The sequence below is a fragment of the Corallococcus sp. AB049A genome, from assembly GCF_003668885.1.
Taxonomy (GTDB): domain Bacteria; phylum Myxococcota; class Myxococcia; order Myxococcales; family Myxococcaceae; genus Corallococcus; species Corallococcus interemptor.
Map to the genome: position 1 here is coordinate 1 of NZ_RAWL01000033.1, position 25,929 is coordinate 25,929.

The 25,929-nt window shown below is 69.4% G+C and carries 22 protein-coding genes and 1 pseudogene; 20 read left to right on the forward strand and 3 right to left on the reverse strand.

Annotated elements, in window-relative coordinates; all coding sequences use genetic code 11:
* From D7X55_RS05790 to D7X55_RS05880, 19 genes and pseudogenes are all read left to right on the forward strand, one after another.
* Positions 1–257: pseudogene (locus D7X55_RS05790) on the forward strand (type II secretion system protein GspG); the annotation flags it as partial.
* A 96-nt stretch (positions 258–353) separates the two neighbouring features.
* Positions 354–1,391 carry a PhoH family protein gene (locus D7X55_RS05795; protein WP_120549984.1) on the forward strand — a complete coding sequence of 346 codons (1,038 nt, stop codon included), beginning with the start codon at positions 354–356 and terminating at the stop codon, positions 1,389–1,391.
* 215 nt (positions 1,392–1,606) lie between these two features.
* The gene (locus D7X55_RS05800; RefSeq protein ID WP_120549985.1) at positions 1,607–4,120 is read left to right on the forward strand and encodes an HD family phosphohydrolase; all 2,514 of its coding nucleotides are present in this window, start codon (positions 1,607–1,609) and stop codon (positions 4,118–4,120) included.
* Entirely contained in the window at positions 4,117–4,998 is an 882-nt protein-coding gene (gene ybeY, locus D7X55_RS05805) for an rRNA maturation RNase YbeY (RefSeq protein WP_199746871.1), read from the forward strand. The genes D7X55_RS05800 and ybeY overlap by 4 nt, the downstream gene beginning before the upstream one ends.
* A gap of 51 nt (positions 4,999–5,049) precedes the next feature.
* Positions 5,050–6,372: a DUF4105 domain-containing protein gene (locus D7X55_RS05810; RefSeq protein WP_121722469.1), complete on the forward strand. Its 1,323-nt coding sequence runs from the start codon at positions 5,050–5,052 to the stop codon at positions 6,370–6,372.
* A 50-nt stretch (positions 6,373–6,422) separates the two neighbouring features.
* A protein-coding gene (gene prfB / locus D7X55_RS05815) for a peptide chain release factor 2 (protein WP_233609624.1) occupies positions 6,423–7,545 on the forward strand; the annotation gives its coding sequence in 2 pieces (ribosomal slippage) (positions 6,423–6,491 and positions 6,493–7,545; 1,122 coding nt in all).
* Between the two features lie 157 nt (positions 7,546–7,702).
* Complete coding sequence (locus tag D7X55_RS05820) at positions 7,703–8,335, forward strand: RNA polymerase sigma factor (RefSeq protein WP_120549987.1); 633 nt, start codon at positions 7,703–7,705, stop codon at positions 8,333–8,335.
* On the forward strand, positions 8,332–8,712 hold the full coding sequence (locus D7X55_RS05825) for an anti-sigma factor (protein ID WP_120549988.1): 381 nt from the start codon (positions 8,332–8,334) through the stop codon (positions 8,710–8,712). Before D7X55_RS05820 ends, D7X55_RS05825 begins: the two co-directional genes overlap by 4 nt.
* Positions 8,713–8,784: 72 nt before the next feature.
* Entirely contained in the window at positions 8,785–10,344 is a 1,560-nt protein-coding gene (gene lysS, locus D7X55_RS05830) for a lysine--tRNA ligase (protein WP_121722470.1), read from the forward strand.
* A 12-nt stretch (positions 10,345–10,356) separates the two neighbouring features.
* Positions 10,357–12,723 carry an ABC transporter permease gene (locus D7X55_RS05835; RefSeq protein ID WP_120549990.1) on the forward strand — a complete coding sequence of 789 codons (2,367 nt, stop codon included), beginning with the start codon at positions 10,357–10,359 and terminating at the stop codon, positions 12,721–12,723.
* Positions 12,724–12,725: 2 nt separating this feature from the next.
* A complete protein-coding gene (locus tag D7X55_RS05840; RefSeq protein ID WP_120549991.1) occupies positions 12,726–13,400 on the forward strand; it encodes an ABC transporter ATP-binding protein in 675 nt (224 codons plus the stop codon).
* Between the two features lie 76 nt (positions 13,401–13,476).
* Positions 13,477–15,945, forward strand: a complete 2,469-nt coding sequence (gene bamA / locus D7X55_RS05845; protein WP_199746872.1) for an outer membrane protein assembly factor BamA — start codon at positions 13,477–13,479, stop codon at positions 15,943–15,945.
* Positions 15,946–16,064: 119 nt separating this feature from the next.
* On the forward strand, positions 16,065–16,628 hold the full coding sequence (locus tag D7X55_RS05850; protein WP_120549993.1) for an OmpH family outer membrane protein: 564 nt from the start codon (positions 16,065–16,067) through the stop codon (positions 16,626–16,628).
* Between the two features lie 18 nt (positions 16,629–16,646).
* On the forward strand, positions 16,647–17,711 hold the full coding sequence (lpxD, locus tag D7X55_RS05855; protein ID WP_120549994.1) for a UDP-3-O-(3-hydroxymyristoyl)glucosamine N-acyltransferase: 1,065 nt from the start codon (positions 16,647–16,649) through the stop codon (positions 17,709–17,711).
* Positions 17,708–18,178, forward strand: coding sequence for a 3-hydroxyacyl-ACP dehydratase FabZ (gene fabZ / locus D7X55_RS05860; protein WP_206797923.1), 471 nt, complete (start codon positions 17,708–17,710; stop codon positions 18,176–18,178). The genes lpxD and fabZ overlap by 4 nt, the downstream gene beginning before the upstream one ends.
* Before the next feature lie 34 nt (positions 18,179–18,212).
* Positions 18,213–18,989 carry an acyl-ACP--UDP-N-acetylglucosamine O-acyltransferase gene (lpxA, locus tag D7X55_RS05865; protein WP_120549995.1) on the forward strand — a complete coding sequence of 259 codons (777 nt, stop codon included), beginning with the start codon at positions 18,213–18,215 and terminating at the stop codon, positions 18,987–18,989.
* A 33-nt stretch (positions 18,990–19,022) separates the two neighbouring features.
* Positions 19,023–19,826: an LpxI family protein gene (locus tag D7X55_RS05870; protein WP_120549996.1), complete on the forward strand. Its 804-nt coding sequence runs from the start codon at positions 19,023–19,025 to the stop codon at positions 19,824–19,826.
* Between the two features lie 74 nt (positions 19,827–19,900).
* Positions 19,901–20,926, forward strand: coding sequence for an OmpA family protein (locus D7X55_RS05875; RefSeq protein ID WP_120549997.1), 1,026 nt, complete (start codon positions 19,901–19,903; stop codon positions 20,924–20,926).
* Positions 20,927–20,934: 8 nt separating this feature from the next.
* The gene (locus tag D7X55_RS05880; RefSeq protein WP_120549998.1) at positions 20,935–21,405 is read left to right on the forward strand and encodes a hypothetical protein; all 471 of its coding nucleotides are present in this window, start codon (positions 20,935–20,937) and stop codon (positions 21,403–21,405) included.
* Here D7X55_RS05880 and D7X55_RS05885 read toward each other — a convergent pair.
* The 3 genes from D7X55_RS05885 to lpxB all read right to left on the reverse strand — a co-directional run bounded on the left by D7X55_RS05885 (position 21,398) and on the right by lpxB (position 23,977).
* Entirely contained in the window at positions 21,398–22,027 is a 630-nt protein-coding gene (locus tag D7X55_RS05885; RefSeq protein ID WP_120549999.1) for a MarC family protein, read from the reverse strand. The genes D7X55_RS05880 and D7X55_RS05885 overlap by 8 nt on opposite strands.
* Positions 22,028–22,039: 12 nt before the next feature.
* Complete coding sequence (locus D7X55_RS05890; RefSeq protein ID WP_121722471.1) at positions 22,040–22,744, reverse strand: polyprenol monophosphomannose synthase; 705 nt, start codon at positions 22,742–22,744, stop codon at positions 22,040–22,042.
* 72 nt (positions 22,745–22,816) lie between these two features.
* A complete protein-coding gene (gene lpxB, locus D7X55_RS05895) occupies positions 22,817–23,977 on the reverse strand; it encodes a lipid-A-disaccharide synthase (RefSeq protein ID WP_121722472.1) in 1,161 nt (386 codons plus the stop codon).
* A 63-nt stretch (positions 23,978–24,040) separates the two neighbouring features.
* Between lpxB and D7X55_RS05900 the strand changes: the two genes are divergently transcribed.
* Positions 24,041–25,927, forward strand: coding sequence for a DUF4388 domain-containing protein (locus tag D7X55_RS05900; RefSeq protein ID WP_121722473.1), 1,887 nt, complete (start codon positions 24,041–24,043; stop codon positions 25,925–25,927).
* Positions 25,928–25,929: the final 2 nt, after the last annotated feature.

The window sequence follows — 25,929 nt, forward strand, 5'->3', positions numbered from 1 at the left end:
GGCAGGGGCAGGAGTCGGGGGCCTCCCGGTTGGGGGATCCCGCCGCCCAGCGTCAGATTGCCCACGCGCAGCGCGTCCGCATCGAGGCCGCGCTGGAGGTGTTCCAGCTGGAGAAGGGGACCCTCCCGGAGAGGCTGAATGCTTTGGTGGATGCCGGATTGTTACGTCCGGAGGAACTGCGCTACCCGTGGCGGGAGGAGTACTATTACCGCCGCACGGCCGCCCGGCAGTTCATCCTCCTACCGCCCGTGCGCTAGCCCGCGGGCAGGCTCGCCGTCGAGAGATGGCGGGCGTGGGGGGAGGGGCGACGTTAAATTGAGGGCGAGCGATCACTGAACGAGGAACGACGCGCATTGCGAAATCCCGCCACGCTGGAAGTGCCCGCCACTCGCGCTGAAACCACCCCCACCTCCGCGAAGGTGGACGTCCGTGACAACGAGACGACCCTGACCCTTTGCGGAAACCAGAACGAAAACCTGAAGTTGATGGAGCGTCGCCTGGGGGTCCGGGTGGGGCAGCGCGGTACGGAGCTGCTCCTGTCGGGGCCCGCGGACGCGGTCGCCTTCGCGGTGCGCCTCGTGGAGAACCTCGAGGAGATGATCCGCGCCGGCCGCACCGTCTACCGCGAGGACGTGGAGCAGGCCATCAAGGTCCTGGGCCGCGGCTCGGAGTCGCTGCAGGAGGTCATGCTCGGCACCGTCCTCAAGAGCTCCGGCAACCGGCAGATCGCCCCCAAGAGCATCGCGCAGAAGCGCTACGTGGACGCCATCCGCGCCCACGACATCGTCTTCGGCGTGGGCCCCGCCGGCACCGGCAAGACGTACCTCGCCATGGCCATGGCGGTCGCCTTCCTCCAGGAGCGCAAGGTCAAGCGCATCATCCTGGCGCGCCCCGCCGTGGAGGCCGGTGAGAAGCTCGGCTTCCTGCCCGGCGACCTGGCGGAGAAGGTGAACCCGTACCTGCGCCCGCTCTACGACGCATTGCACGACATGATGGCCGTGGAGCGCGCCCAGACGCTGGTGGAGCAGGGGGTGGTGGAGGTGGCGCCGCTCGCGTTCATGCGCGGCCGCACCCTCAACGACGCCTTCGTCATCCTCGACGAGGCGCAGAACACCACCGTGGAGCAGATGAAGATGTTCCTCACCCGCCTGGGCTACAACAGCAAGGCGGTCATCACGGGTGACGTGACCCAGGTGGACCTGCCCACGGGCAAGCTGTCCGGCCTGAACCACGCGCGCTCCGTGCTGCGGAACATCGAAGGCATCCACTTCTCGGAGTTCTCCGACGTGGACGTCGTTCGCCACCCGCTGGTGCAGGAGGTCATCCGCGCCTACGAGCGCTCGGAGGCCGCCCAGAAGGCGCCCCCGGCCACGGAAGGCTCGGAGTCCTGACGTCGTGCCGCGGTACCCGCCACCCCCGCTCTCAGGCCTGCGCCGGGGCGGGGGTGGAGTCGTTGGGTGACCCACACCGCTGCCTGTTGGCTTACCCGCATTTTTCGCAGAGCGAACTGGCGTCCGGGCGGCGGCTGTCCCACCCTCACGAATTTTCCCCGTCACTGCTTCCTTGTAGGGAGCCTTGACGTCTTCGCAGGGTGAGGAGTTCCCCCATGGCCGATCCTGAATCACCAACCCCCGGGCCCAGCCCGCTGGACGCGCTCGCGGCCCGCCTGGGGCTTGGGCGGCGTGGGGACTGGGGCCGGCGCGTCGTGCAGGCCCTCCTGCTGCTCGTGGTCTCCGTGGGCGCGGGCTTCGTCATCTCCCCGGGCCTCTACAGCCAGCAGATTCCGGCGCTCACCGCGGAGGCCCTGGGCAAGCCCTTCCGGGCCAACTCGCCCGCCGGCTTCAAGGCCGCGCGCGACTACGACATCGTCCACCAGGCAATGACGGAGCAGCGCCGCCGCGAGGCCCGGAGCGCCGTGCGCCCGGTGTACGACCTCAACCCGGCGGTGGTGGGCAACCTGCGCGCGTCCGTGCGCGCCGCCTTCGCCGGAGCGCGCGCGCACCTGGAAGAGGAGAAGGAGGCCCGCGCCGAGGAGACCCCTCCCGAGGAGGGCCAGTCCAAGCGCCGCAAGCCCGCGCCCCTCACGCCGGAGGCCCTGGAGCGCCAGCGCCGCGACCGCGAGGAGATGCAGGCCCAGTTCCAGGAGCAGCTCTTCGGCCAGCGCGACGCGGGGTTCGAGCCCGAGGACTTCCAGGCCATCATCGCCAACGGCTTCTCGGAGGAGGCGGAGACCGCCACGCTGGTGCTGCTGGACCGGGCCTACCGCGCGGACGGAGGCCCGGTGTACGTGGCCGGCTCGCGCGAGGAGCTGGTGCGGGAGGCGCCCCAGGGCCTCACCGTGCGCGACGTGCAGCACAAGAATGAAGAGATGCTGGCCGCGGGTGCCTCCCAGGTGGTGGACATGCGGGAGGCGCACCAGGAGATGGACCGCTTCGCCTCCGTGCCCGGCAACGTGCTGCCGGACGCCCCGGCGGTGCAGCGCCGCGCGGTGCTTCGCATCGCCAAGCGGCTGGTGCGCCCCAGCCTGACCATCAACATCGCGGAGACGGACCTGCGCCGCCGGCTCGCGGGCGACGCGGTGAAGGACGCCGTCATCGCCATCAAGAAGGGCCAGCGCGTCATCGGCGACGGCGAGCTCGTCAACGAAACGCACCTGGTGATGCTGCGCGGGATGCGCGCGCAGACGGACCGGCTGGACCTGCTCCAGCTCCAGGTGGGCGGCACGGGCCTGGTCGCCCTGCTGGTGGTGGCCTTCTACGGCTTCTGCCGCGCGGCCTTCCGCCGCTTCCGCCCCACGCGCAAGGACGGCATGCTCCTGGGGCTGCTGCTCGTGGGCCTGCTGGGCCTGCTCCAGGTCTGGGTGTCCATCGCGGACGCGGTGCAGGACCGCTACACGGCGCTGCCCATTGAAGCCTTCTATTACGCCTTCCCGGTGGCGGCGGGCGCCATGCTGGTGCGCTTCATCCTGACGCAGGAGCTGGCGCTGTTCTTCGCCATGGTGTTCGCGTGCCTGGCGGGCGTGATGCTGGGCAACTCGCTGGCTTTCGGCATCTACACGCTGGTGGGCTCGCTGGTGGCGGCGGACCGCATCGTCAAGGCAAAGGACCGCGTGGGCATCTTCCGCGCGGGCCTCGTCACCGGCGTCGCCAACCTCATCGCGGTGCTCTTCCTGTTCCTCGTGGAGGGAAAGGGCCTGGCGGGGGACACGCTGATTACGGCGGTGTGCGCGTTCTTCGGCACCGCGCTGGCCGTCCCGGTGATGGTGATGGCGCTGACGCCGCTCATCGAGGCCACGTTCGGCTACGCGTCGGACATCAAGCTGTTGGAGCTGGCGAACCTGAACCACCCGGCGCTCAAGGAGCTCATCGTCCAGGCGCCCGGCACGTACCACCACTCCATCATCATCGGCACGCTGGTGGAGAACGCGGCGGAGACCATCGGCGCGAACCCGCTCCTGGCGCGCTCGTGCGCGTACTACCACGACATCGGAAAGGGCCGGAACCCGCTCTACTTCGGGGAGAACCAGAAGGGGGAGAACCGGCATGACGGCCTGGCGCCCGCGATGAGCGCGGTCATCATCAAGCGCCACGTCACGGAAGGCCTGGAGATGGCGCGGCAGTACCGCCTGCCCAAGCTGGTGGCGGACGCGATTCCCCAGCACCACGGCACGCGCACGGTGGGCTTCTTCTTCCACAAGGCCCTGAAGGAGCAGGAGGGCAAGGAAGGCGCGCCCCCCATCGACGAGAGCATCTACCGCTACCCGGGGCCCAAGCCGCAGTTCCGCGAGGCGGCCCTGGTGATGATCGCCGACGCGGTGGAGGCCTCCACGCGCTCCATGCCGGACCCCACCAGCCAGAAGCTCCAGGCCCAGGTGCAGAAGATCATCAACATCATCTTCTCCGAGGGCCAGCTCGACGAGTGCGACCTGACGCTCAAGGACCTGAACCTCATCGCCCAGTCCTTCCTGCACACGCTGGAGGGCATCTACCACACGCGTCCCGTCTACCCGGCGGGCGCGATGGGTGGGGGCAAGGCCGGGGGCGCGCCGCTGATGATGGCGCCCGCGCCCGCGAAATCCGACACGAAGGACACCAAGGTGCGAACGGCGGGCATGTCATGAGCCGCAAGGTGGAGGGCGTGAAGCTGCGCAAGGGCAGGGTGATTCCGCGCGACGACGGCAAGCGCATCGAGGAGTTCGTCGGCGTGGCCAGCACGCAGACGGAGTCCGCGTCCGTGGCGCGCATGCGGGCGCCGCCGGGCTGGAGCGAGCCCGCGCAGACGCCGGAGTTCGACGAGGTCGTGCTGGTGCTCACCGGCGAGCTCACGCTCGTGGTGGACGGCAAGCGCGAGCGCATTGGCGCGGGCGAGGTGGGCCTCGTCCCGCGCGGCAAGCGCGTGGTGTACCGCAACGACAGCCAGGGCGCGTGTGACTACTGGTCCATCTGCGCGCCGGCCTTCCGCGTGGAGCTGGCCCACATCGAAAAGCCGGAAGCGAAGCCGAAGGCCGCGGACAACCAGGTGACGGTGCAGGTGGCGCACGGGCAGGCAGGGGACTACGAGCGCCTGCTCACCACCTGGGCCCGCGACTACCTGAAGCGCCTGGGCCTCACCGGCTGCGAGCTGTCCCTGTCGCTCGTGGGGGACCGGGCCATCCGCCGGCTCAACCGCACCTGGCGCCAGAAGGACAAGGCCACGGACGTGCTGTCCTTCCCTGCGGGGGACCAGCCCAAGGGCACCCCGGGCCCCCGCCCGCTGGGCGATGTGGTCATCTCCCTGGACACGGCGAAGCGGCAGGCGAAGGAGTACGGCCGCACGCTGGAGTCGGAGATGGGCCGCTACCTCGCGCACGGCCTGTTGCACCTGCTGGGACATGACCATGAGAAGCCTCGCGACGCGAAGCGCATGGCGGCCCTGGAGGAGCAGCTGTTGGGCGAGCGGGGCATGGTGGCGGACTCGCTGACCATCGACTCGCGCGCCCGCCGCGCGAAGCTCATCTGAAATCCCCGCCGGGGGGCTTGCGGCCCCCCGTGTCTCGTGTTGGATGGAACGATGCCCCGCCTGTCGTCTCTCATCGTCGCAAGCCTGTTGGGTCTCCTGCTGAGCGCGTCCCCCGCGCGCGCCGCGTCGGTGCCGCCGTGGGGCACGGGCGAGAGCCGGGGCGAGGACCTGTCCATCTGGCTGGTGACCTTCAGCCCCGGTGACGACGTCTTCTCGTGGTGGGGCCACGGCTCGCTGGTGGTGGAGGACCGCGCGAAGCACCTGCAGCGGCTCTACAACTATGGGATGTACTCGTTCGACGACCAGACGGTGGTGCGCTTCGCCAAGGGCCGCCTGGAGTTCTGGGTCGGTGAGTCGAGCGTCAACGGCACCTTCCGCTTCTACAAGTCGCTCAATCGTGACGTGCGCGTGCAGGAACTCAACCTCACGCCCGAGCAGCGCGTGACGGTGGCGAAGAAGCTGGCGGACAACGTGCTGCCGGAGAACCGCGACTATCTCTACGAGCACTACAGCGACAACTGCGTGACGCGGCTGCGCGACATGATCGACGTGGCCGTCGGCGGCCGGCTGGCGGAGGCGGAGAAGGCCCCGGCCCGCATGACGCTGCGCGAGCACACGCGGCGCTACACGGCCGTGAGCCCGCCCGTGAGCTTCCTGCTCGACTTCATGATGAATGACTCCATCGACAAGCCCATCACCCGCAAGGAAGAAGCCTTCCTCCCGGACGAGCTGGAGCAGCAGGTGGCGGAGCTGAAGGTGCCGGGCCCGGACGGGCAGCCGGTGTCGCTGGTGGAGAAGCAGTGGGACTACTACGCGTCGCCCTCGCGTCCGAGGCCTCCCGCGCAGCCCCCCGCCTTCGGCCCGTACTTCCTCGCCCTGGGCGCGCTCCTGGGCGCCAGCGCGCTGGGTCTGGCCGCGTGGGAGAAGAAGGGCAGCCGCGCGGCGCGCATCCTCCTGGGCGTGGAGAACATGGTGGTGGGCCTGGTGCTGGGCATCCCGGGGCTGGCGCTCGTGGTGATGTGGGTGGGCACGAACCACGTCGTCACGCACCACAATGAAAACCTCTTCCTCGCGAACCCGCTGACGCTCATGGCCGTGCCGTACGGCCTGCGCCTCACCTGGGGCAGCGCGAAGGCGCGCGCGCGGCTCAAGTGGGTGTGGGGCCTGCTCGCGGTGACGGGCGCGCTGGGGCTGGTGGTGAAGGTCCTGCCCTGGTGTGACCAGGACAACTGGCGCGCCATCGCGCTCATCCTGCCCATCTCCCTGGGCATGGCCGGTGCCTTCTGGCTGGACCGGCTGCGGGCGCTCGTGCCAGGAACGGCGCGCACGCCGCCCCGTCAGGATGCCCAGGTGACCTCGCTCAAGGCCTCCTGAAACACCCTGGCATCCCCACCTGTTTCGATACGAAGGAGACGAAGAACACCATGGCGAACGATTCGATGGAGAAGATCAACGCCCTGAAGGAGCGCCTCAACGCGCTCCGGGGGCATCTTTGACCTCGACCGCAAGCGGTCCCGCATCGCGCTGATCGAGCGCGACTCGGCGCAGCCCGATTTCTGGAACGACAACACCAAGGCCCAGGGCCTCTTGAAGGAGAAGGCCACGCTGGAGGCCAGCGTGGGCGCCTTCGACAAGACGCTGCGCGGGCTGGACGACGCGCAGACGCTCCTGGAGCTGGCGGCGGAGATGAACGACCCGGCGAGCGCGCAGGAGGCCGAGGGCTCGCTCGCGCCGCTGGAGGCGGAGGTCGCGAAGCTGGAGCTGGCGCGGATGCTCTCCGGGCCGCAGGACCGCAGCAACTGCTTCATGGACATCAACGCGGGCGCGGGCGGCACGGACTCCATGGACTGGGCCGCCATGCTCCTGCGCATGTACACGCGCTTCGCGGAGACCAAGGGCTGGAAGGTCGAACTCAGCGACGAGGTGCCGGGCGAAGAGGCGGGCTTCAAGAACGTCTCCCTGCGCATCGAGGGTGAGAACGCCTACGGCTACCTCAAGGCGGAGGTGGGCGTGCACCGGCTGGTGCGCATCAGCCCCTTCGACGCCAACGCGCGCCGCCAGACGGCGTTCGCGTCCGTGGACGTGTACCCGGAGGTCGACGACAGCATCCAGATCGACCTGCCGGAGAAGGACATCGAGCTGAAGTACATCCGCGGCACCGGCGCGGGCGGACAGAAGGTCAACAAGACGTCGTCCACGGCGCAGCTGCGCCACATCCCCACGGGCATCGTCGTCACCTGCCAGACGGAGCGCTCGCAGTCGGCCAACAAGGAGATGGCCTTCCAGATCCTTCGCGGCCGCCTGTTCGAGATGGAGATGAAGAAGCGCGAGGCCGAGCGCGACGCGGCGGAGGCGGCCAAGAAGGACATCTCCTTCGGCTCGCAGATCCGCAGCTACGTGCTGGCGCCGTACCGCATGGTCAAGGACCTGCGCACCGGCGTGGAGACGGGCAACGCGGACAAGGTGCTGGACGGTGACCTGGACGAGTTCGTCACCGCGCAGCTCTTGGGCGTGAAGAACCCCAACCGCAACGCCAGCGCGGAGTAGCGCTCCCGGACGGAAACCGCCTCCCACCCCTCCCGGGCCCCTCGCGGTCCGGGAGGGGTTTTTCATGCCCGGGAACCTTTTTCCCAGGGCCGGTGTCAGGGGGCGGGGCAGGGTGGTGCGCGGTAGGATGGAACAAGGCCCTACACGGGAGGCGCGGGTGTCACCGGGCGGAGTGCTCGACGTCGGACAGCAGGCCCTGGCCGCCGAGGCCGCATCCGCCGCGCGCCGCGAGGAGCAGGCGCTGCTCGTCCGGCTGCGTCGCGGCGACCCGGAGGCCTTCGAGTCCCTGGTGCTGGAGCACCAGGACCGCCTCTACGACTTCTGCTTCCGCATGCTGGGCGACCGCGAGGAGGCCCACGACCTGGTGCAGGAGATCTTCGTCAGCGTGCACCAGCACGTGCGGCGCTTCCGCGAGGACGCGCGCCTGTCCACGTGGCTGTTCCGCATCTCCAAGAACCACTGCCTCAACCGGCTGAAGTACCTCCAGCGCCGGGGGCGGGGCCGCTCGGAGGCCTACGACGAGGTGAGCGCCGCCGCCATCGCGCAAGGGGGTGGCGCCCCCGTCCAGCCGGACGCCGCCCTGGACGCGGCGCGTGAGCGGGCCCGGGTGCAGCGGGCCATTTCCCAACTGGACCCCGATGCGCGCATGCTGGTGGCGCTGCGAGACATCGAGGGCCTGAGCTACGACGAGATTGTGGACATCACCGAGCTGCCCGAGGGGACCGTGAAGAGCCGGCTCCACCGGGCACGCGAGAAGCTGGCGGACCTGCTGGGGCGCTTCGAACCATGAGCGGCGGCGGGTGGAGGTCAATGGACGTGCAACCCCGATTGGATCACCGCGAGGCGAAGGCGCTGTTCCTGGCGCTCGCGGACGAACAGCTGCCGGCCCCCCAGGAGCAGGCGGTGCGCAGCCACCTGGACGGCTGCGAGGAGTGCCGCCAGGGGTGGGACCGCTACGCACGCACCGTGGAGCGCGTGCGCTCGGTGGAGCGGGAGAAGGCCCCGCCCGCGCTCGCGTCGCTCGTGGCCGCCCGCGTGCGCCGCCAGCGCCGCTTCGGCCTGAAGGGCCTGCACCTGGCCCATGCCAACCACCGCTTCCCGGTGGAGGTCCTCATCCCGCTGCTCCTGGCCGCGGCCGTGGGGGCGTTTCTTTTGATGTCTTCCTGAAGCCGCCTCCCGGATGCGTTGCGTACCGGGGGAGGCTTGGCTACGGTGCCGCGCCTTTCATACGAGCGCGTCATGGCCGACACCGAGAACAAGAACCCCCCAGGTGAGAAGAGCGGCGAAGCGGCGGACTCCAGCTCCAAGGAGCAGGAGATCTACCAGCAGCGGTTGGACAAGGCCGCCAGATGGCGTGAGGCCGGCTTCAACCCCTTCGGCAACGGCTACGCCCCCCGGGACGTGGCGCAGCGGATCCACGACGCCCACGGCCAGAAGAGCCCCGAGGACCTGGACAAGGAAGCGCCCCAGGCGGACGTCGCCGGCCGCATCGTGGCCATGCGCTCGTTCGGAAAGGCCGCGTTCATCAAGCTGCGCGACCGCTCCGGCGAAATCCAGGTGCACGTGAAGAAGGACGTGCTGGGGGACCTCTATGAGGTCTTCAAGCAGTGCGACCTGGGTGACTTCGTCGCGGCGCAGGGCACCGTCTTCAAGAGCAAGACGGGCGAGCTGTCCATCGCGGCCACGAAGTTCGTGCCCCTCACCAAGTCCCTGCGCCCCATGCCGGAGAAGTGGCACGGCCTCACGGACGTGGAGGTCCGCTACCGCCAGCGCTACCTGGACCTGGTCTCCAACCCGGACGTGAAGCAGGTCTTCCTGAAGCGCAGCAAGCTGGTGAAGTTCATCCGGAGCTTCCTCGACGGGCGCGACTTCGTCGAGGTCGAGACCCCGATGATGCACCCGCTGGTGACGGGCGCGGCGGCGCGGCCCTTCATCACGCACCACAACACGTACGACATCGACCTCTACATGCGCATCGCGCCCGAGCTCTATCTGAAGCGGCTCGTGGTGGGCGGCATGGAGCGCGTCTACGAAATCAACCGCAACTTCCGCAACGAGGGCATCAGCACCCGGCACAACCCGGAGTTCACGATGCTGGAGTTCTATCAGGCGTACGCCACGTACGAGGACCTGATGGACCTCACGGAGGAGATGCTCTCGGAGGCCTCCCGCCACGTCACCGGCGACTCCAAGGTGAAGTACGGCGAGCACACCATCGACTTCGGCAAGGGCTGGAAGCGCATCCCCATGACGGAGGCCATCCGGGAAGCCGTCCCCGGCCTGTCCGACAAGGACATGGTGGACGCGGACCGCCTGCGTCACGAGCTGCTCAAGACGGTGCACTCGGAGGTGGAGCGCCGCGCCGTGGACGCCATGAACCACGGCGAGCTGGTGGGCGCCCTCTTCGAGGCCCACGTCGAGCACACGCTCATCCATCCCACCTTCATCACCCAGTATCCCACCGCAGTCTCCCCGCTCGCCCGCCGCAACGACCAGAACCCGGAAATCACGGACCGGTTCGAGCTCTTCGTCGCGGGCCGGGAAATCGCCAACGCCTTCTCCGAGCTGAACGACCCCCTGGACCAGAAGGGCCGCTTCCAGGCCCAGCTGGACGCGAAGCAGCGGGGCCAGCAGGAGACCATGGACTACGACGAGGACTACATCCGCGCCCTCGAACACGGCATGCCGCCCACGGCCGGTGAGGGCATCGGGATTGATCGCGTCGCCATGTTGTTCACGGACGCCGCCAGCATTCGTGACGTGATTCTCTTCCCCCTCCTCAAGCCGCTGGCGAAGTAGCCACGAGGCCTCGTGCACCCCGCCGAACGGCAGACCGACTATCGCTGGCCCCTCCTGTGGACCGGCGCCCTCGTGGCCCTCGTGGGAGCCATCCTCCTGGGGGTGGCCATCTCCGAGTCCGAGGCGTGGGCCGAGGTGGCCGGCGCCCTGGGCCTCTCCTTCGTGGGGTGGGGCGGGCTCGTCCAGTCCTTCGACGCCGGGGCGCTCGCCCTGGGCGCCCAGACGGCCTCCGCCGTGGCCGGGCCCAAGGCGCTCATCGGCGGGACGCTCGTCTGGCTGGCCGGCTGGGGCCTCATCGCCGCCGGCATCCGCCGCGCTCCGGCCTCCGGTGAGGGGCCCAGCCCCGCCGCCGGTGCGCCGCTGTACCCGCGCCTGGCGCGCTACCGGGACTTCTACTGGAGCACCCTGGGGGCCTACGGCGGCGGCATCCTCCTGGCGGAGCTGGCGCTGCTGCTGCTCCAGACCGTCCTCTCCAGCGGCGTGCCGTCGGACCTGGGCGGCGCCGCGCGCGAGTCGTCCGGGGGCCTGTCCCTGCCGCCCACCATCGCCTTCGCCATCGCGTTCATCATCAGCATGGGCGTGGCGTTCGCGTCCGGCTTCGTGGGCGCGTCCCGGGCGCAGCGGCTGTCGTTCCCGGAAGCCACCATCGGCGTGTTCTACCTGGGCCTGCCGGTGCCCATCCTCCTGTCGCTGATGGAGCGCGTGCCGTCGCTCCAGCTGGCCCTGGGCTACCGGCTGCGCGAGGTGACGTACGTCGCGGGGCTCATCGGCCGGCCGGAGCTGGCGTACTGGCTGGTGTTCGCCGCGCTGGTGCTGGCGCTCGTTTTGGGCATCAACACGGGCTTCATCGCGGCGGGCAGCGGCCGGGTGGACCTGCGGCTGGGCTTCGAGCTCTTCGTCGCGCGCCGGCACGTGGCGGTGTTCCGCCCGTCGCTGCTGCTGGGCGCGCTGGCGGTGCTGATGTTCGGCATCATCCCGCCGCTCATCGTCTACTTCATCATCCGCGGGGCGGAGGCCGCCGTGGAGCGCACGCGCGTGAAGTCCCTGGGCCTGGCGGATCCGCTGGCCGCCGCGTCCGCGCAGCACCGGATGAAGCTGCACGAGCAGTCCCCCACCATGATGATGACCGCCCTGTCCGTGGGCGGCGTGGGCGTGGGCGTGATGGCGCTCATCATCGTGCTCAGCGTGATGAGCGGCTTCGAGGCCGATCTCCAGCAGAAGATCCTGGGCACCAACGCGCACGCGGTGGTGTCGCGCTACGCCGGGGACCTGCCGGACTACGACAAGGTGATGACGCAGGTGAAGCGCGTGCCCGGCGTGGTGGGCCAGACGCCCTTCATCATCAACCAGGTGATGATCGCCTCCGAGGGCAACGTCGACGGCGTCATCATCAAGGGCATCGACCCGAAGACGGTCGGCTCGGTGACGGACCTGCCCCAGAACATCCTGCCCGGCGGCGACCTGGGCCACCTGGAGCAGCCCGCGAAGATCCTCCCCAGCAGCGCGGTGGAGGACGGGGACAAGAAGGACGCGGAAGAGGAGGACCCCATCATCGGCAAGCCCTCCAAGCCCGCGAAGCCCACGGTGCTGCCGGGCATCATCATCGGCCGGGAGCTGGCCGCGTCCCTGCGCGTGGTGGTGGGGGACCGGGTGAACGTCGTGTCCCCGCTGGGCACGGAGCTGGGGCCGTCCGGGCCCATCCCCAAGAGCCGCGCGTTCCGGGTGGCGGGCGTCTTCTACTCGGGCATGTACGAGTACGACTCCAAGTTCGTCTACATCCTGCTCAAGGAAGCGCAGGACTTCTTCGCGGTGAAGGGCGCCACCGGCATCGAATTGAAGGTGGCGGACATCGACGACGCGCGCCGCATCGCCAACCAGGTGGTGCGCGTGCTGGGCGGCTACCCCTACCGCGCGCGCGACTGGGGTGAGATGAACAAGAACCTCTTCTCCGCGCTGCGCCTGGAGAAGCTGGTGATGGGCATCATCCTGTCCATCATCATCATCGTCGCCGCGGGCCTCATCGTCGCCACGGTCATCATGCTGGTGCTGGAGAAGCGCAAGGAGATCTCCGTCCTCAAGGCGCTGGGCGTCCCGGACGGCGGCATCGTGAAGATCTTCCTCGCCGAAGGGCTCCAGATTGGCGTGGCCGGCGGCGTGCTGGGCCTGTTCTCCGGCCTCGCGTGGTGCCTCTTCATCGAGAAGGTCGGCATCAAGCTGGATCCCGAGGTCTATTACATCCCCGCGCTGCCGGTGCGCATCGAACCGGTGCAGACGGCGCTGGCGGTGGTCATCGCGGTGCTCGTCACCTACCTGGCGTCCATCTACCCGGCCCTCAAGGCGAGCAGCGTGGAACCGGTGGAAGGTCTGAAGGCGGAGTAGCCATGGCGCTGTTGTCCATCCGCAACGTCTTCAAGAGCTACTTCCTGCACGGCAAGCGCATTGACGTGCTGCGCGACGTGTCGCTGGACATCAACGCCGGCGAGCTCGTCTCCCTGATTGGCGCGTCCGGCGCGGGCAAGAGCACCTTCTTGCACGTGCTGGGCACGCTGGACGCCCCCGCCGCCGGTGAAGTCCTCTTCGACGGCAGGTCCGTCTTCTCCATGAACGACGCGGAGATCGCCGAGTTCCGCAACCGCACCATCGGCTTCGTCTTCCAGAGCCACTACCTGCTGCCGGAGTTCACCGCGCTGGAGAACGTGGCCATGCCCGCGCTCATCCAGCGCCGGGACCGGGCCCCGTCCTACGCGTACGCCCGGGAGCTCCTGGAGCGCGTGGGCCTGGGCAGCCGCGTGGATCACCGCCCCGGGGAGCTGTCCGGCGGCGAGGCCCAGCGCGTCGCCCTGGCGCGCGCGCTGGTGCTCAAGCCCGCGGTGCTGCTCGCGGACGAGCCCACCGGCAACCTGGACCCCACGACGGGCGAGGGCATCCACCAGCTGCTCCGGGACGTCAACCGGGACCTGGGCATCACCGCCGTCGTCGTCACGCACAACGAGACGCTTGCTCGCTCCATGCCCCGCCGTCTGAGACTCGCCGGCGGGCAGGTGTCGGAGGCCTGATGGCCACTCGCTTTTGGATTGAGGGGGCCTCCCCCCATCCCGTACATTGCCCCGCCTTTTCCTGGCCGGACTGCACTTGAGGCTCACCGTTCTGCGCAAGTCATTGCTCCCGCTGCTGGCGGTCGCCCTGTGGGCGCTCGGGCCGCTTCCTGCCCACGCCCAGGTGGACGTGGACGCGGGTTCGCCCGCCGTCGTTCCGCCGTCCGTTCCCGCCGCCACGCCTGTATCGCCTCCGGACGCGGGGACCCCCTCGGGCGCGGATGTGCCCCTGGCCACCCCGGACGAGGACGACACCCGGGTGTCCCCCTCGGACCGCGTGGTGGAGATCCGCGTCGAGGGCAACCGCCGCGTGGAGTCCGAGGCCATCCGCCGCGCCCTGCGCACCAAGGTCGGTGACCCGCTCAACCGCTCCGCGGAGGACCTCAAGGCCCTCTGGGCCCTGGGCTACTTCACGGACGTGCAGCTGCTCGCGCAGCGCATGGCCAACGGCATCGCGTACGTGGTGCGCGTGTCGGAGCGCCCCACCATCCGCGCCGTGCAGCTCCAGGGCAACGAGGAGCTCAGCGCGGAGGACCTGAAGGAACAGCTGGACCTCAAGGCCGGCAGCATCCTCGACATCGAGGCCGTGCGCGCCACGCAGAAGAAGATCCAGGAGAAGTACGTCGAAAAGGGCTACTTCCTGGCCGAGGTGAACTACCGGCTGGTCCCGGTGGAGAACGGCGCCGCGGTCAACGTCGTCTACGTCATCAACGAGCACTCGAAGGTGATGGTGCGGCAGATCATCCTCCAGGGCGCGGAGAAGGTGTCCCCGGAGGAACTCAAGGCGACGATGATCACGAAGGAGGGCGGCTTCCTGTCCTTCTTCACCGGCGAGGGCACCTACCGCGAGGAGGCCTTCCAGCGCGACCTCGCCGTCATCCAGATCGCCTACTACGACCGCGGCTTCATCAACGTGCGCGTGGACAAGCCCACCGTGCAGCTGTCCGCGGACAAGCGCGACATCTACATCACCCTGCACATCACCGAGGGTGAGGCGTACGACATCGGGAAGATCGACTTCGCGGGAGACCTGGAGCGCCCGCCGGAGGAGCTGCTCAAGCTGATGAAGTCGCGCCCCAAGACGCGCTTCAACCGCGGCCAGCTCTCCACGGACATCTCCAACATCTCCGACGTGTACTTCGACAAGGGGTACGCCTACGCCAACATCAACCCCGTGACTTCCGTGAACGCGGAAGACCGCACGGTGGACCTCACCTTCGACATCCAGAAGGGCCCGCTCGTCAACATCGAGCGCATCGACGTCGTCGGCAATACGAAGACGCGCGACAAGGTCATCCGCCGCGAGCTGCGCGTCTACGAAGGCGAGCTCTACAACGGCACCGGCGTGAAGCGCAGCCGCGAGCGCGTCACCGCGCTGGGCTTCTTCGAGACCGTCGAAATCACCCAGCACCCGGGCAGCTCCGACAACGCCATCGTGTTGCAGGTGGAGGTGAAGGAGAAGGCCACCGGCACCTTCCAGGTGGGCCTCGGCTTCTCCAACGTGGAGAACTTCATCTTCACGGCCCAGGTGTCGCAGAACAACTTCCTCGGCTGGGGCCAGAGCGTGTCCGCGTCCGCCCAGATTTCGGGCCTGCGCTCACTCGTCCAGCTGTCGTTCTACGACCCGTACTTCCTGGACACGAACTACCTCTTGTCCGCGGAGTTCTTCCGCGTGCAGGCGGACTACGAGGGCTTCATCCGCAACTCCACGGGCGGCACCATCTCCCTGGGCCGCCAGCTGGTGGACGACGTGCTGGCCACGGTCGGCTACTCGCGTGAGTACGTGGACGTGCAGGCGGGGCAGGGCATTGGCGCGGTGCTGCTGGCCAACCAGTTCCAGTCCGGCGTCACCAGCGCGCTGCGCCTGTCGGTGTCCTTCGACCGGCGCGACAACCGCCTCTTCCCGTCGCGCGGCTTTATCCACTACGGCTCGGTGGAGACGGCGCCCTCGTTCCTGGGCGGCACGTTCCTCTTCAACCGCTACACCGCCTACTCGCGCCTGTACTTCCCGCTGCCCCTGGGCTTCGTGTTCAAGACGAACGCCACGATGGGCTACGTGCAGCAGCTGGACTCCAGCAAGCCGCTGCCCATCAGCGAGCTCTACTACGTGGGCGGCATCAACACGATCCGCGGCTACTACCTGCGCAGCATCAGCCCCACGCTGCTGGTGCCCCGCGCGGACAACCCGGACGCCAACGTCACCGAGTTCCGGGTGGGCGGCAACAAGCAGCTCATCTTCAACTTCGAGCTGGAGTTCCCCATCTTCGAGAAGGCCGGCCTGCGCGGCGTGCTCTTCTACGACGCGGGCAATGCCTTCGGCTCCAACGAGAAGTTCTTCGAGGACCGGCAGGACAAGCTGCCCCTGGGCCTCTTCCACTCGGCGGGCTTCGGCTTCCGCTGGTTCTCGCCCATCGGACCCCTGCGCTTCGAGTGGGGAATCCCGCTGACCAAGCGGCCTTCGGATGACCCCATCCTGTTCGAGTTCACGATCGGTAACTTCTTCTGATAGGCATTGACCCCGTGGCCTTCCCGGCCCACGCGCTCCCTCCCTCCACGGGCGGAAGTGAACAGGCCGGGACGGCGGACGTCGGAGCCTGCAGCACCCTTTTCGAGGAGCCGTAACCCATGTCGCTTCGAAGCACCCTGGCGGCCGCCGCCGCTGTCCTGTCGCTCGCCCTCCCGGTTGCCGCTTCGGCCGCCGACCTCAAGGTGGCCTACGTCGACCTGCAGCGCGTGCTGCTGGAGGTGGATGACGGCAAGGCCGCCAAGGCCCGCCTCCAGAAGTGGCTGGAGGACCGCCAGAAGGAGATCGACAAGGAGCAGGACGCCCTCCGCAAGGAGAAGGAGACCCTGGACAAGCAGGCCAGCGCCATGAGCGAGGCCACGCGCACCCAGAAGGCCACGGAGCTCCAGAAGAAGGTGATGGAGCTGGCGCAGAAGTACGAGCGCAGCCGCGCCGAGGCCGCCAACAAGGAGCGCCAGGAGATGGAGCCCATCGTCAACCGCATCGACCAGGTCATCGCGACCATCGCGGAGCGGGACGGGCTGGGCATCGTGCTGGACAAGCGTGACTCGGGCATCGTCTTCGCGCTGTCCCAGTACGACATCTCCAACGAGGTCGTCCGCAACTACAACAACACCAAGAAGCCCGCGGCGCCGGCGGCCAAGGACGCCCCGGTCAAGAAGTAGGCGCCTCTGGACTCCCCAGTGCCTTCCGCACCCAACGCGCACCGGCTGGGGGACATCGCCGCCCACGTCGGGGGTGAGCTCCTCGGCGACCCGGGACTGCTCGTCCATGGCCTGAACGGCCTGGAGGAGGCAGTGCCCGGGGAGGTGTCGTTCTACGGCAACCCCCGCTACCGCAAGCAGTTCGAGGCCACCCGCGCCTCGGCGGTGCTGGTGGGGCGGGATGCCCCCGCTCGCGACGGCGTGGCGCTGGTGCGGGTGCCCAACCCGCACCTGGCGTACGCGAAGCTCCTGACCCTGTTCCATCCGGCCACGCGGCCCGCGGCGGGCATCCACCCTGCCGCCCACGTCCACCCGGAGGCCTCGGTGCACCCGGAGGCCACGGTGAAGGCCGGGGCGGTGGTGGAGAAGGGCGCCCACGTCGGCGCCCGCACGGTGCTGCACCCCGGCGCCTACGTGGGCGAGGGCGCGCGCGTCGGCGACGACTGCGTGCTCTACCCGCACGCCACGGTGCGCGAGGCCTGCATCGTGGGCTCGCGCGTCATCCTCCACGCCTCGTCGGTGGTGGGCGCGGACGGCTTTGGCTTCGCCTTCGACGCGGAAGGAGAGGACGGCCCCCGCCACTTCAAGATTCCCCAGGTGGGCATCGTCCGGATTGAAGACGACGTGGAGGTGGGCGCCTGCACCTGCATCGACCGCGCGACGGTGGGTGAAACGGTGGTGGGCCAGGGAACGAAGCTCGACAACCTGGTTCAAATCGCCCACAACGTGCGCGTGGGGCCGCTGTCGCTCATCTGCGCGCAGGCGGGCGTGTCGGGTTCGGCGGAGGTGGGCACCGGCGTGGTGCTGGCGGGGCAGGTGGGCGTGGTGGGCCACATCCGGGTGGGTGACCTGGCCAAGGTGGGCGCGCAGTCCGGCGTCGCCCATGACGTTCCAGACGGGCAGGTCGTCAGCGGCAGCCCCGCCATCCCGCACAAGGACTGGCTGCGCGCCAGCGCCGCGTCCGGGCAGATGGCGGACCTGCTCAAGGAAGTGCGTGCCCTTCGCAAGAGGGTGGAGCTGTTGGAGAAGGAGAAGGGCGGATGATGGACATTGGCGAGATCCAGGCGCTGCTGCCGCACCGCTACCCGTTCCTCCTGGTGGACCGGGTGGTGGAAATCGTGCCGGGCCAGAAGCTCACGGCGTACAAGAACGTCACCATCAACGAGCCCTTCTTCAACGGCCACTTCCCGGGACACCCGGTGATGCCGGGCGTGCTCATCCTGGAGGCGCTTGCCCAGGCCACGGCCATCCTTGCGTATAAGACGGAAGCCATGGACCCGACGCGGCTCGTCACGTACCTGATGGGCGTGGACAACGCGCGCTTCCGCAAGCCGGTGGTGCCGGGAGACAGGCTCCAGTTGGACATCGAGGTCATCCGCCACAAGGGCGCCATCTGGAAGACGAAGGGTGTGGCGTCGGTGGATGGCGCCAGGGTGGCGGAAGGAGAGTTCCTCGCCACCGTGGTGGACAAGAACAAGGCCGCCAAGGGCGACGAGAGCGCGGCGCCGTAGGGCGCGTCATACGCGCTGCTGAGGAGAGAAGGACATGGCGCAGGTTCATCCCACCGCGGTCGTCCATCCGGGAGCCCGGCTCCACGACACCGTGGAGGTGGGGCCGTTCTCGGTCATCGGACCCCAGGTCGTCATCGGCGCGGGCACCCGCATCGGGCCGCACGTCGTCGTCGAAGGCCGCACCACGCTCGGGGAGCGCAACCACCTCTTCCAGTTCTGTTCGGTGGGCGCGGCGCCCCAGGACTTGAAGTACGCGGGCGAGGACACGGAGCTCATCATCGGAGATGAGAACCAGATCCGTGAGTTCGTCACGGTGAACCTGGGCACGGTGGCCGGCGGCGGCGCCACGCGCCTGGGCCACCGGAACCTGCTGCTCGCCAACAGCCACATCGCGCACGACTGCATCGTGGGCAATGAGGTCCTCCTCGCCAACGGGGCCGCGCTCGCGGGCCACGTCACGGTGGAGGACTCGGTGAAGATTTCCGGCCTCGTCGCGGTGCACCAGTTCACCCGGCTGGGGCGCTACGCGTTCATCTCCGGCGGCTCCATGGTCACCATGGACGTGCCCCCGTACTGCACCGTGCAGGGGGACCGGGCCACGCTGGTGGGCCTCAACACCGTGGGCCTGGAGCGCGGCGGCTTCACCGAGGAGCAGATTGGCCGCGTGAAGGAGGCCTACCGCATCCTGTTCCGCTCCAAGCTGAGCCTGCAGGACGCGCTCGCGCAGCTGCGCGGGGAGCTCGCCAGCCACCCGGAAGTGGACCACCTGGTGCGGTTCGTGGAGACCAGCAAGCGCGGCGTCACGCGCTAGGCCCTGTCGCACCCAGAGAACGGAGTCGAGCGGGTGGAGCGCATCGGGCTCATCGCCGGGAACGGCCAGCTTCCCTTCCTCTTCGCGCGGGCTGCCCGCGCGCGCGGATTGGAGGTCGTCGTGGCCGCGCACCGGGGAGAGACGGACCCGGCGCTGGAGCAGGAGGTGGGCCACTTCGCCTGGGTGCGCGTGGGGCAGGTGGGCCGCATCCAGAAGGTGTTCCGCCAGGCGGGCGTCACCCGGGCGGCCATGGCGGGCGGCATCGGCCGCGTGCGCGCGTTCACGGAGGCCCGGCCGGACCTGGGCGCGGTGCGAATCATCTCCCGCCTGCGCAGCTTCCGGGACGACGCGCTGTTGCGCGCGGTGGCCGCGGACTTCGAATCGCAGGGCATCACCATCATCGCGCCCACGGACTTCCTGGGGGAGGTCCTCTGCCCCGAAGGCCACCTGGCCGGCCCCGCGCTCAAGCCCGCCCAGGAGAAGGACGTGGCCCTGGGCAGGGAAGTGGCGGTCCTCCTGGGCCAGGCGGACGTGGGCCAGACGGTGGTGGTGCGCGACGGCCACGTGCTCGCGCTGGAGGCCGTGGAGGGCACCGACGAGACCATCCGCCGGGGCGCGAAGCTGGGCGGTCCGGGCGCGGTGGTGGTGAAGCGCTGCAAGCCGGAGCAGGACCTGCGCTTTGATTTGCCCGCCGTGGGCCCCCGCACGCTGGAGGTCATGGCGGAGGTGGGCGCCCGGGTGCTCGCGCTGGAGGTAGGGCGGACGGTGCTGTTGGACGCACCCGCCCTCTTTTCCGGGGCCACCGCGCGGGGCATCACCCTGGTGGGCGTGCGGTAGGCTCGCGCGGGAATCCCTTCCCCCGGGCTGGAGTTGCCTCCCCACCTCCCCCGCGACGCCGAGGCCGACGCCGCATGTCCGTCCGAATCCTACCTCTCGTGGCCCTGCTGGGCCTGCCGCTCTCTGCCTCCGCGGAGGCCATCCGGGTGTCGCTGGAGGGCAAGGCGGCGCTGGGTGAGGGTGTGCCCACGCTGCTCGTCCACATCGAGGAGCCCATCGACGGCTTCGAGGTGAAGCTCAAGCGCAGCGACGGCAAGACGGTGGAGCTCAAGGGGGGCGGCAAGCCGGGCATCACCCGTCGCGTCGCCCTGGAGCAGCCGGAAGGGAAGTTCCACTACGAGGGCGAGCTCACCGTGCGCTTCCCGGGCAATGCGGAGCCGGGCTCCATGCCCCTGTCCTTCGACACGGAGCTCAACGGCCCGCTGAAGATGGAGGTGCGCCCGGAGGACGTGGACGTGGCCGGCCGCAAGCTGCGCTTCACGCTGTCGCGTCCGGCCGGGAAGACGGAAGTCACGGTGAAGATGGACACCGGCAAGACGGCCTTCGCGGGCGACGTGGACTTCAAGGGCGCGCCCGCGGGCACGCCCCTGGAGGTGAAGTGGCTGCCGGCGGAGGGCAAGGTGATGCACATCCGCCTGCGCGCCTACGACACCTCGGACTTCTACACCGGCGTGGACCTCTACCCGTGGCAGGTGGACATCCCGCACGAGGAGGTGACGTTCGCCTCCGGCCGCTCGGACATCCCGCCGGCGGAGAAGGGCAAGCTGGACGCCAGCTACAAGAGCATCACGGAGGCGTTGAATAAGTATGGCCGGTGGGCGTCGCTGCGCCTGTACGTGCTCGGGCACACCGACACGGTGGGCAGCGCGAGTGACAACCGCGAGCTTTCGCTCAAGCGGGCGAAGAGCATCGCGTCCTACTTCCGCCAGCGCGGCCTGAAGGTACCAGTGTTCTACGAGGGCTTTGGTGAGCAGTCCCCGGCGGTGCCCACGCCGGACGAGACGGCGGAGGCGGCCAACCGCCGCGCCGAATACATCATCGCGGTGGAGGACCCGTCGCTGACGAACGCGCCCTTCACCCCTCGCTGGCGCAAGCCTTGAGGTGTCACATGGTGGAACTTCCGCGCATCCGTTGGGCGCTCGCGGTGGCGGGCCTGGGCTTCATGGGGACGGTGGGCTGTGTGCGCACCGTTCCCTATGCCCAGCGCGTGGAGGCCGAGGACGAGAAGTGCACGCTCCTCCAGGCGCTGCTGCGTCAGCCCGCGCCCGCCCAGGCCATCCAGAAGTTCGTCTCGGAGGGCAAGGAGCAGAGGGCCCCCGTGGTCGTCTACGTGCGCCACCCGGAGGAGGCCTCGCTGGAGCGCTTCTTCACCGGCGACACCCAGTGCGCCAGCGACTCGTTCAAGGTCGTGCAGGAGAACGTCGTGGACGCAGTGGTGGTGTACCTGCAGGAGGTCCAGGGCGGCTACGCGTACGACGCTCAGCGCTCCAGCCCGGAGCACCTCACCATGGACGGCCGTCCCCAGGGCACCGTGCGCAAGGACGGCACGGTGTGGGTGGCGGGCGCGGACGCTATTTGAGCAGGTCCTTCGCCCCGTCCGCGATGAACTGCACCGCGATGGCGGCCAGGATGAGGCCGGACACGCGCTCCAGGATGGCCACGCCGGACTGACGCAGCACCCGCTGCACCAGGCTGGACGCGTTGAGGATGAAGTAGGTCGCCGTGAAGGTGAGCACCACCGCCGCGACCACCGGCAGCGCGGACACGAAGGACGTCCCGGAGCGAGCCATCAGCACCATGGCCGTGGCGATGGCGCCCGGCCCCGCGAGCAGCGGAATGGCCAGCGGGACGATGGCCACGTCCTCCTTCACCACGCCCTCTTCCTCTTCCGTGGGGCTGGTGCGCGTGGAGGACGGCCGCGCGCGGAGCATGTCCAGGGACGTAATCAGCAGCAGGATGCCGCCGGCCACGCGGAAGGCGCCCAGCGACACCGCGAACACCTGGAAGATGACGCGGCCGAAGACGGCGAAGAAGAGCATCAGCCCGCACGCCACCAGACAGGCGCGCAGGGCGGTGCTTCGTATCTGCTGCTTGGTGTCCCCCGCCGTCATCGCCAGGAACAGCGGCACGACGCCAATCGGGTCCACCACGAAGAAGATGGCGGACAGCGACACGAGGAAGGTGGACACCATGGCGGACATCGACATGGCGCCTTACACCGTGAAGCGGAGCTTCCAGACCATGCCCAGCGCTTCGACGAAGATCTTCTTGTTCATCTTCGAGTGCCCCACGCGCCGGTCCTCGAACACGATGGGGACCTCTCGCACGGTGAAGCCCTTGCGCAGGGTGCGGTAGGTCAGCTCAATCTGGAACGCGTACCCGGTGCTGCGCACCTCATCCAGGTTGAGGGTCTCCAGCACGCGGCGGTTGAAGCACTTGAAGCCGCCGGTGAGGTCGCGCACGTCCACGCCCAGGATGCTGCGCGCGTAGAGCGAACCGCCGCGGCTGATGATCTTCCGGCCCACGCCCCAGTTCACCGTGCCGCCGCCCTCCACGTAGCGCGAGCCCAGCACCAGGTCCGCGCCACCTTCGGCGGCGTCCAGGAAGGTGGGCAGGTAGCGCGGGTCGTGGCTGAAGTCCGCGTCCATCTCCAGGATGTACGTGTAGCCCTCGGCCAGGGCCCAGCGGAAGGCGGCCAGGTACGCGCGGCCCAGGCCCTCCTTCTTCTCGCGGTGGAGCACGCGCACGCGCGGGTTCTTCGCGGCCAGCTCGTCCGCCAGCTGCCCCGTCCCGTCGGGCGAGTTGTCGTCGACGACGAGGATGTCCACACGGGGGTCCGCCGCCAGCACCGCCTGGGTGATGGGGCCGATGTTGTCCCGCTCGTTGTAGGTGGGGATGCAGACCAGCGCACGGTTCATGACCCGGCGGACATACCCCAAACCCGGCGCTGGAACAGCAGAACCCGCGCCAACCCCGTCGGTTCTGCCGGCTCAGGACACAGCGCGAGGGGGCAACAGCTCCAGCACCGTCTGGGCCGCGCGGTGGGCGGCCCCCACCTCGCCCAGGCGTCCACGCACCTCGGCCAGGCCCTGGACCATGTCGTCGCGGGGCTCGCCCGGCAGCCACACGCGCCGCACCTCCGAGGCGATGTTCTCCGGCGTCATCTCCCCCTGGAGCAGCTCCGGCACCACGCGCCGGCCCGCCAGCAGGTTGATGAGCGACACGAAGGCCACCTTCAGCATCAGCCGGCCCACCCAGTACGTCACCATCGACACGCGGTAGACGACGACGAGCGGCCGCTCCATCAGCCCCGCCTCCAGCACCGCCGTGCCGGACGCCACCACCGCGGCGTCGCTCGCGCCCACCACCTCCGGGGCGCGCCCGTCCACCAGCACCGGCGTCACGCCGCTGCCCTCGAAGCGGGAGAGGATTTCCTCCTTCTCGATGGTGGGCGCCACCGGCACCACCACCTGGAGCCCCGGCCGCTCGGAGGCCAGCTGCTTCGCGGCGCCCACGAGGGTGGGGAGGATGCGGCGGATCTCACTCATCCGGCTGCCGGGTAGGAGCGCGAGCGTGGGGGCGTCCTGCTTCAGCCCCAGCCGCTGCCGGAACTCATGGGCGCTGGCGGATGGGGGCATCTGCTCCAGCACGGGACTTCCCACGTAGCGTGCGGGCACCCCGGCCTCCCGGTAGAACTCCTCCTCGAAGGGCAGGATGCAGAGCATCCGGTCCACCAGCCGCTGGATGGTGCGCACGCGGCCCCGGCGCCAGGCCCAGATCATCGGGGACACGTAGTAGGCCACCGGGATGCCCAGGGCCTTGAGCTTCTTGGCCAGCCGCAGGTTGAAGTCCGGGATGTCCACGAGGATGGCGACGTCGGGGCGGCGCTCCTCGGCGGCCTGGGCCAGGTCCTTCATGATCCGCAGGATGCGGGGGATGCGGGGGAGCACCTCGGTGATGCCCATGACGGACACTTCGCGGGCGTCGTGGATGAGCTCCACTCCCCGAGCGGCCAGGCGGGCGCCCCCCATGCCGAAGAAGGTGAGGTCCGGGCGCAGGGCCTGGAGGGCGGCGACGAGCTCCGACGCGTGGGTGTCGCCGGAGGCCTCGCCGGCCACGACGAGGATGCGGGGGGAGGATGGCTGCGTCATGGGAGGCAAGACCCTCATCGTAGCTGATGCGCGGAGGGAGGGAGGTTGTAGACTGCGGCCCCCTTGAAGACGCTTCTGCTCGCCGAGAGCCACCCCCCGACCCTGGAGCACCTGACGGGCCTGCTCTCGCAGGCCGGGTACACCGTTCGGGCGGTGAATGACGCCGTGATGGCGTTGGAGCACTTCTCGGCGGACAACCCGGACGTGGTGGTGCTGGGCGTGGACCTGCCGCGCGTGGAGGGGCAGCACGTCGTGCACCTCATCCGCGGGCACAGCCAGGGCGGGCGCGTGCCCATCGTGGCCATCGACAAGGGGCACCTGGGCCGCGCGAAGGGCGTGAGCTCGGTGCTGGACCTGAAGGTCAACGCGTACATCCCGGATCCGCTCAAGCCGGGAGAGCTGGTGCCCCGCCTGGAGGCGCTGGTGAAGGCCGCCCAGGCCATCCCGCTCACGGGCCTGGCCGCCACGCTGTCGAGGCCCGCGGTGGCGGCGGGGGACCTGAAGGCCTTCCCGCTGCCGGCGCTGCTGCATTCGCTCTACCGGCTGCGGCGCGACGGCGTGCTGGTGGTGGCGCACAAGGGCCTGTATCGCCGCGTGTTCTTCCTGCGCGGTGGACCCGCGAACTTCGACTCCTCCGCGAAGGAGGACGCGCTGCCCCGCTATCTGCGCGAGCGGAAGGTCCTCACGGAGGCGCAGGAGCAGCCGGTGGTGGAGTCGCTCGCCTCCGGGCTGCGCATCGGCGCGGCGCTCGCGGACGTGGGCGTGGAGGCGGTGGGCGAGGACCTGCTGGCGCTGCTGCGCGACTTCACGAGGGACCGGCTCGGGCGCGTGCTGGCCATGCGCGAAGGCCGCTTCGCGTTCTACGCGGGTGACGAGTTCTCCTCCGAGGTGGCCTCCGTGGAGCAGCCCGCCCTGGCCCCGCTGCTGGAGGCCGCGCGCCGGCGCATGCCGCTGCGGGTGGTGGCGGGCGCGCTCAAGGTGCACGTGAACGAGTACCCGGTGCGCTCGGCGGACTTCGGCCGGGACCTCCAGGCGATGGCGCTGGACACGGAGGACATCAAGCTGGCCATGCAGGTGAATGGCCGCATCGTCCTCAAGGACCTGCTGGCGCACGGGCGCGCGGAGCTGCGGGCGGCGTACACGCTGCTGTGGTTCCTCAAGCTGACGGGCGGCGTGACGTTCTCCGCGACGCCGGTGGCGACGGGGACGGACGTGCTCAGCGCTGCGGCGGTGCCGGACGTCATCGCGCCGCGCAAGCGCAAGAGCCTGCCACCGGAGACGGCGGCGGCGGTGCGCGAGGAGGCGGTGCGCATCATCACGCGCAGCTACTTCGGCGGGCTGGGGCTGGATCTCGCGGCGGATAAAGAAGCGGTGGAGCGCGCGTACCACGAGACGGCGATGCGCTTTCACCCGGACACCTACGCGGAGTTCGACATCTCCGACCTGCGCGACCTGTTGGAGCAGGTGCAGGAGAAGCTGTCCGCGGCGTACCGCGTGCTGAGCGTGGACGAGAAGCGCCGCGCCTACCTCCAGTACTTCTTCAGCCGGCAGGAAGTGGTGGGCCGCGCGACCGCCATCAACGTGGACGCGGAGCTGGCGCTGCGCCGGGGCGAGTCCGCGATGAAGCGGGGCGACTACAGGGCGGCCATCCAGGGCTTTGAAGAAGCGGTGTTACTCAACGGCAGCGAGCCCGAGTACTACTCGTACCTCGCCTGGGCGAAGTACCGGGGCTCCCCCGGGCCGCTGATGCAGCGGGCGCTCGCGGCGCGCAAGGTGCTCAAGCAGGCGCTGACGTTGGACCCGTACCTGGAGCGGGCGCAGGTCATCGCGGCCATCATCGAAATCGATTTGGACGACGCGCCGCTCGCACGAAAGAAGCTGATGAAGGTGCTGGAGCTGAACCCGTATTCGGTGCTCGCGAGGGCGGCGTTGCAGAAGGTGGTGAAGTAGTC

Excerpts from the sequence above, each read along its gene's own strand:
- D7X55_RS05810 (WP_121722469.1), top strand. The coding sequence starts at position 5,050 with ATGCCCCGCCTGTCGTCTCTCATCGTCGCAAGCCTGTTGGGTCTCCTG.
- lysS (WP_121722470.1), top strand. The coding sequence starts at position 8,785 with ATGGCCGACACCGAGAACAAGAACCCCCCAGGTGAGAAGAGCGGCGAA.
- D7X55_RS05885 (WP_120549999.1), bottom strand. The coding sequence starts at position 22,027 with ATGTCCGCCATGGTGTCCACCTTCCTCGTGTCGCTGTCCGCCATCTTC.
- lpxA (WP_120549995.1), top strand. The coding sequence starts at position 18,213 with ATGGCGCAGGTTCATCCCACCGCGGTCGTCCATCCGGGAGCCCGGCTC.
- D7X55_RS05825 (WP_120549988.1), top strand. The coding sequence starts at position 8,332 with ATGAGCGGCGGCGGGTGGAGGTCAATGGACGTGCAACCCCGATTGGAT.
- lpxB (WP_121722472.1), bottom strand. The coding sequence starts at position 23,977 with ATGACGCAGCCATCCTCCCCCCGCATCCTCGTCGTGGCCGGCGAGGCC.
- D7X55_RS05800 (WP_120549985.1), top strand. The coding sequence starts at position 1,607 with ATGGCCGATCCTGAATCACCAACCCCCGGGCCCAGCCCGCTGGACGCG.
- fabZ (WP_206797923.1), top strand. The coding sequence starts at position 17,708 with ATGATGGACATTGGCGAGATCCAGGCGCTGCTGCCGCACCGCTACCCG.
- ybeY (WP_199746871.1), top strand. The coding sequence starts at position 4,117 with ATGAGCCGCAAGGTGGAGGGCGTGAAGCTGCGCAAGGGCAGGGTGATT.
- D7X55_RS05840 (WP_120549991.1), top strand. The coding sequence starts at position 12,726 with ATGGCGCTGTTGTCCATCCGCAACGTCTTCAAGAGCTACTTCCTGCAC.
- D7X55_RS05850 (WP_120549993.1), top strand. The coding sequence starts at position 16,065 with ATGTCGCTTCGAAGCACCCTGGCGGCCGCCGCCGCTGTCCTGTCGCTC.
- D7X55_RS05890 (WP_121722471.1), bottom strand. The coding sequence starts at position 22,744 with ATGAACCGTGCGCTGGTCTGCATCCCCACCTACAACGAGCGGGACAAC.
- D7X55_RS05880 (WP_120549998.1), top strand. The coding sequence starts at position 20,935 with ATGGTGGAACTTCCGCGCATCCGTTGGGCGCTCGCGGTGGCGGGCCTG.
- D7X55_RS05875 (WP_120549997.1), top strand. The coding sequence starts at position 19,901 with ATGTCCGTCCGAATCCTACCTCTCGTGGCCCTGCTGGGCCTGCCGCTC.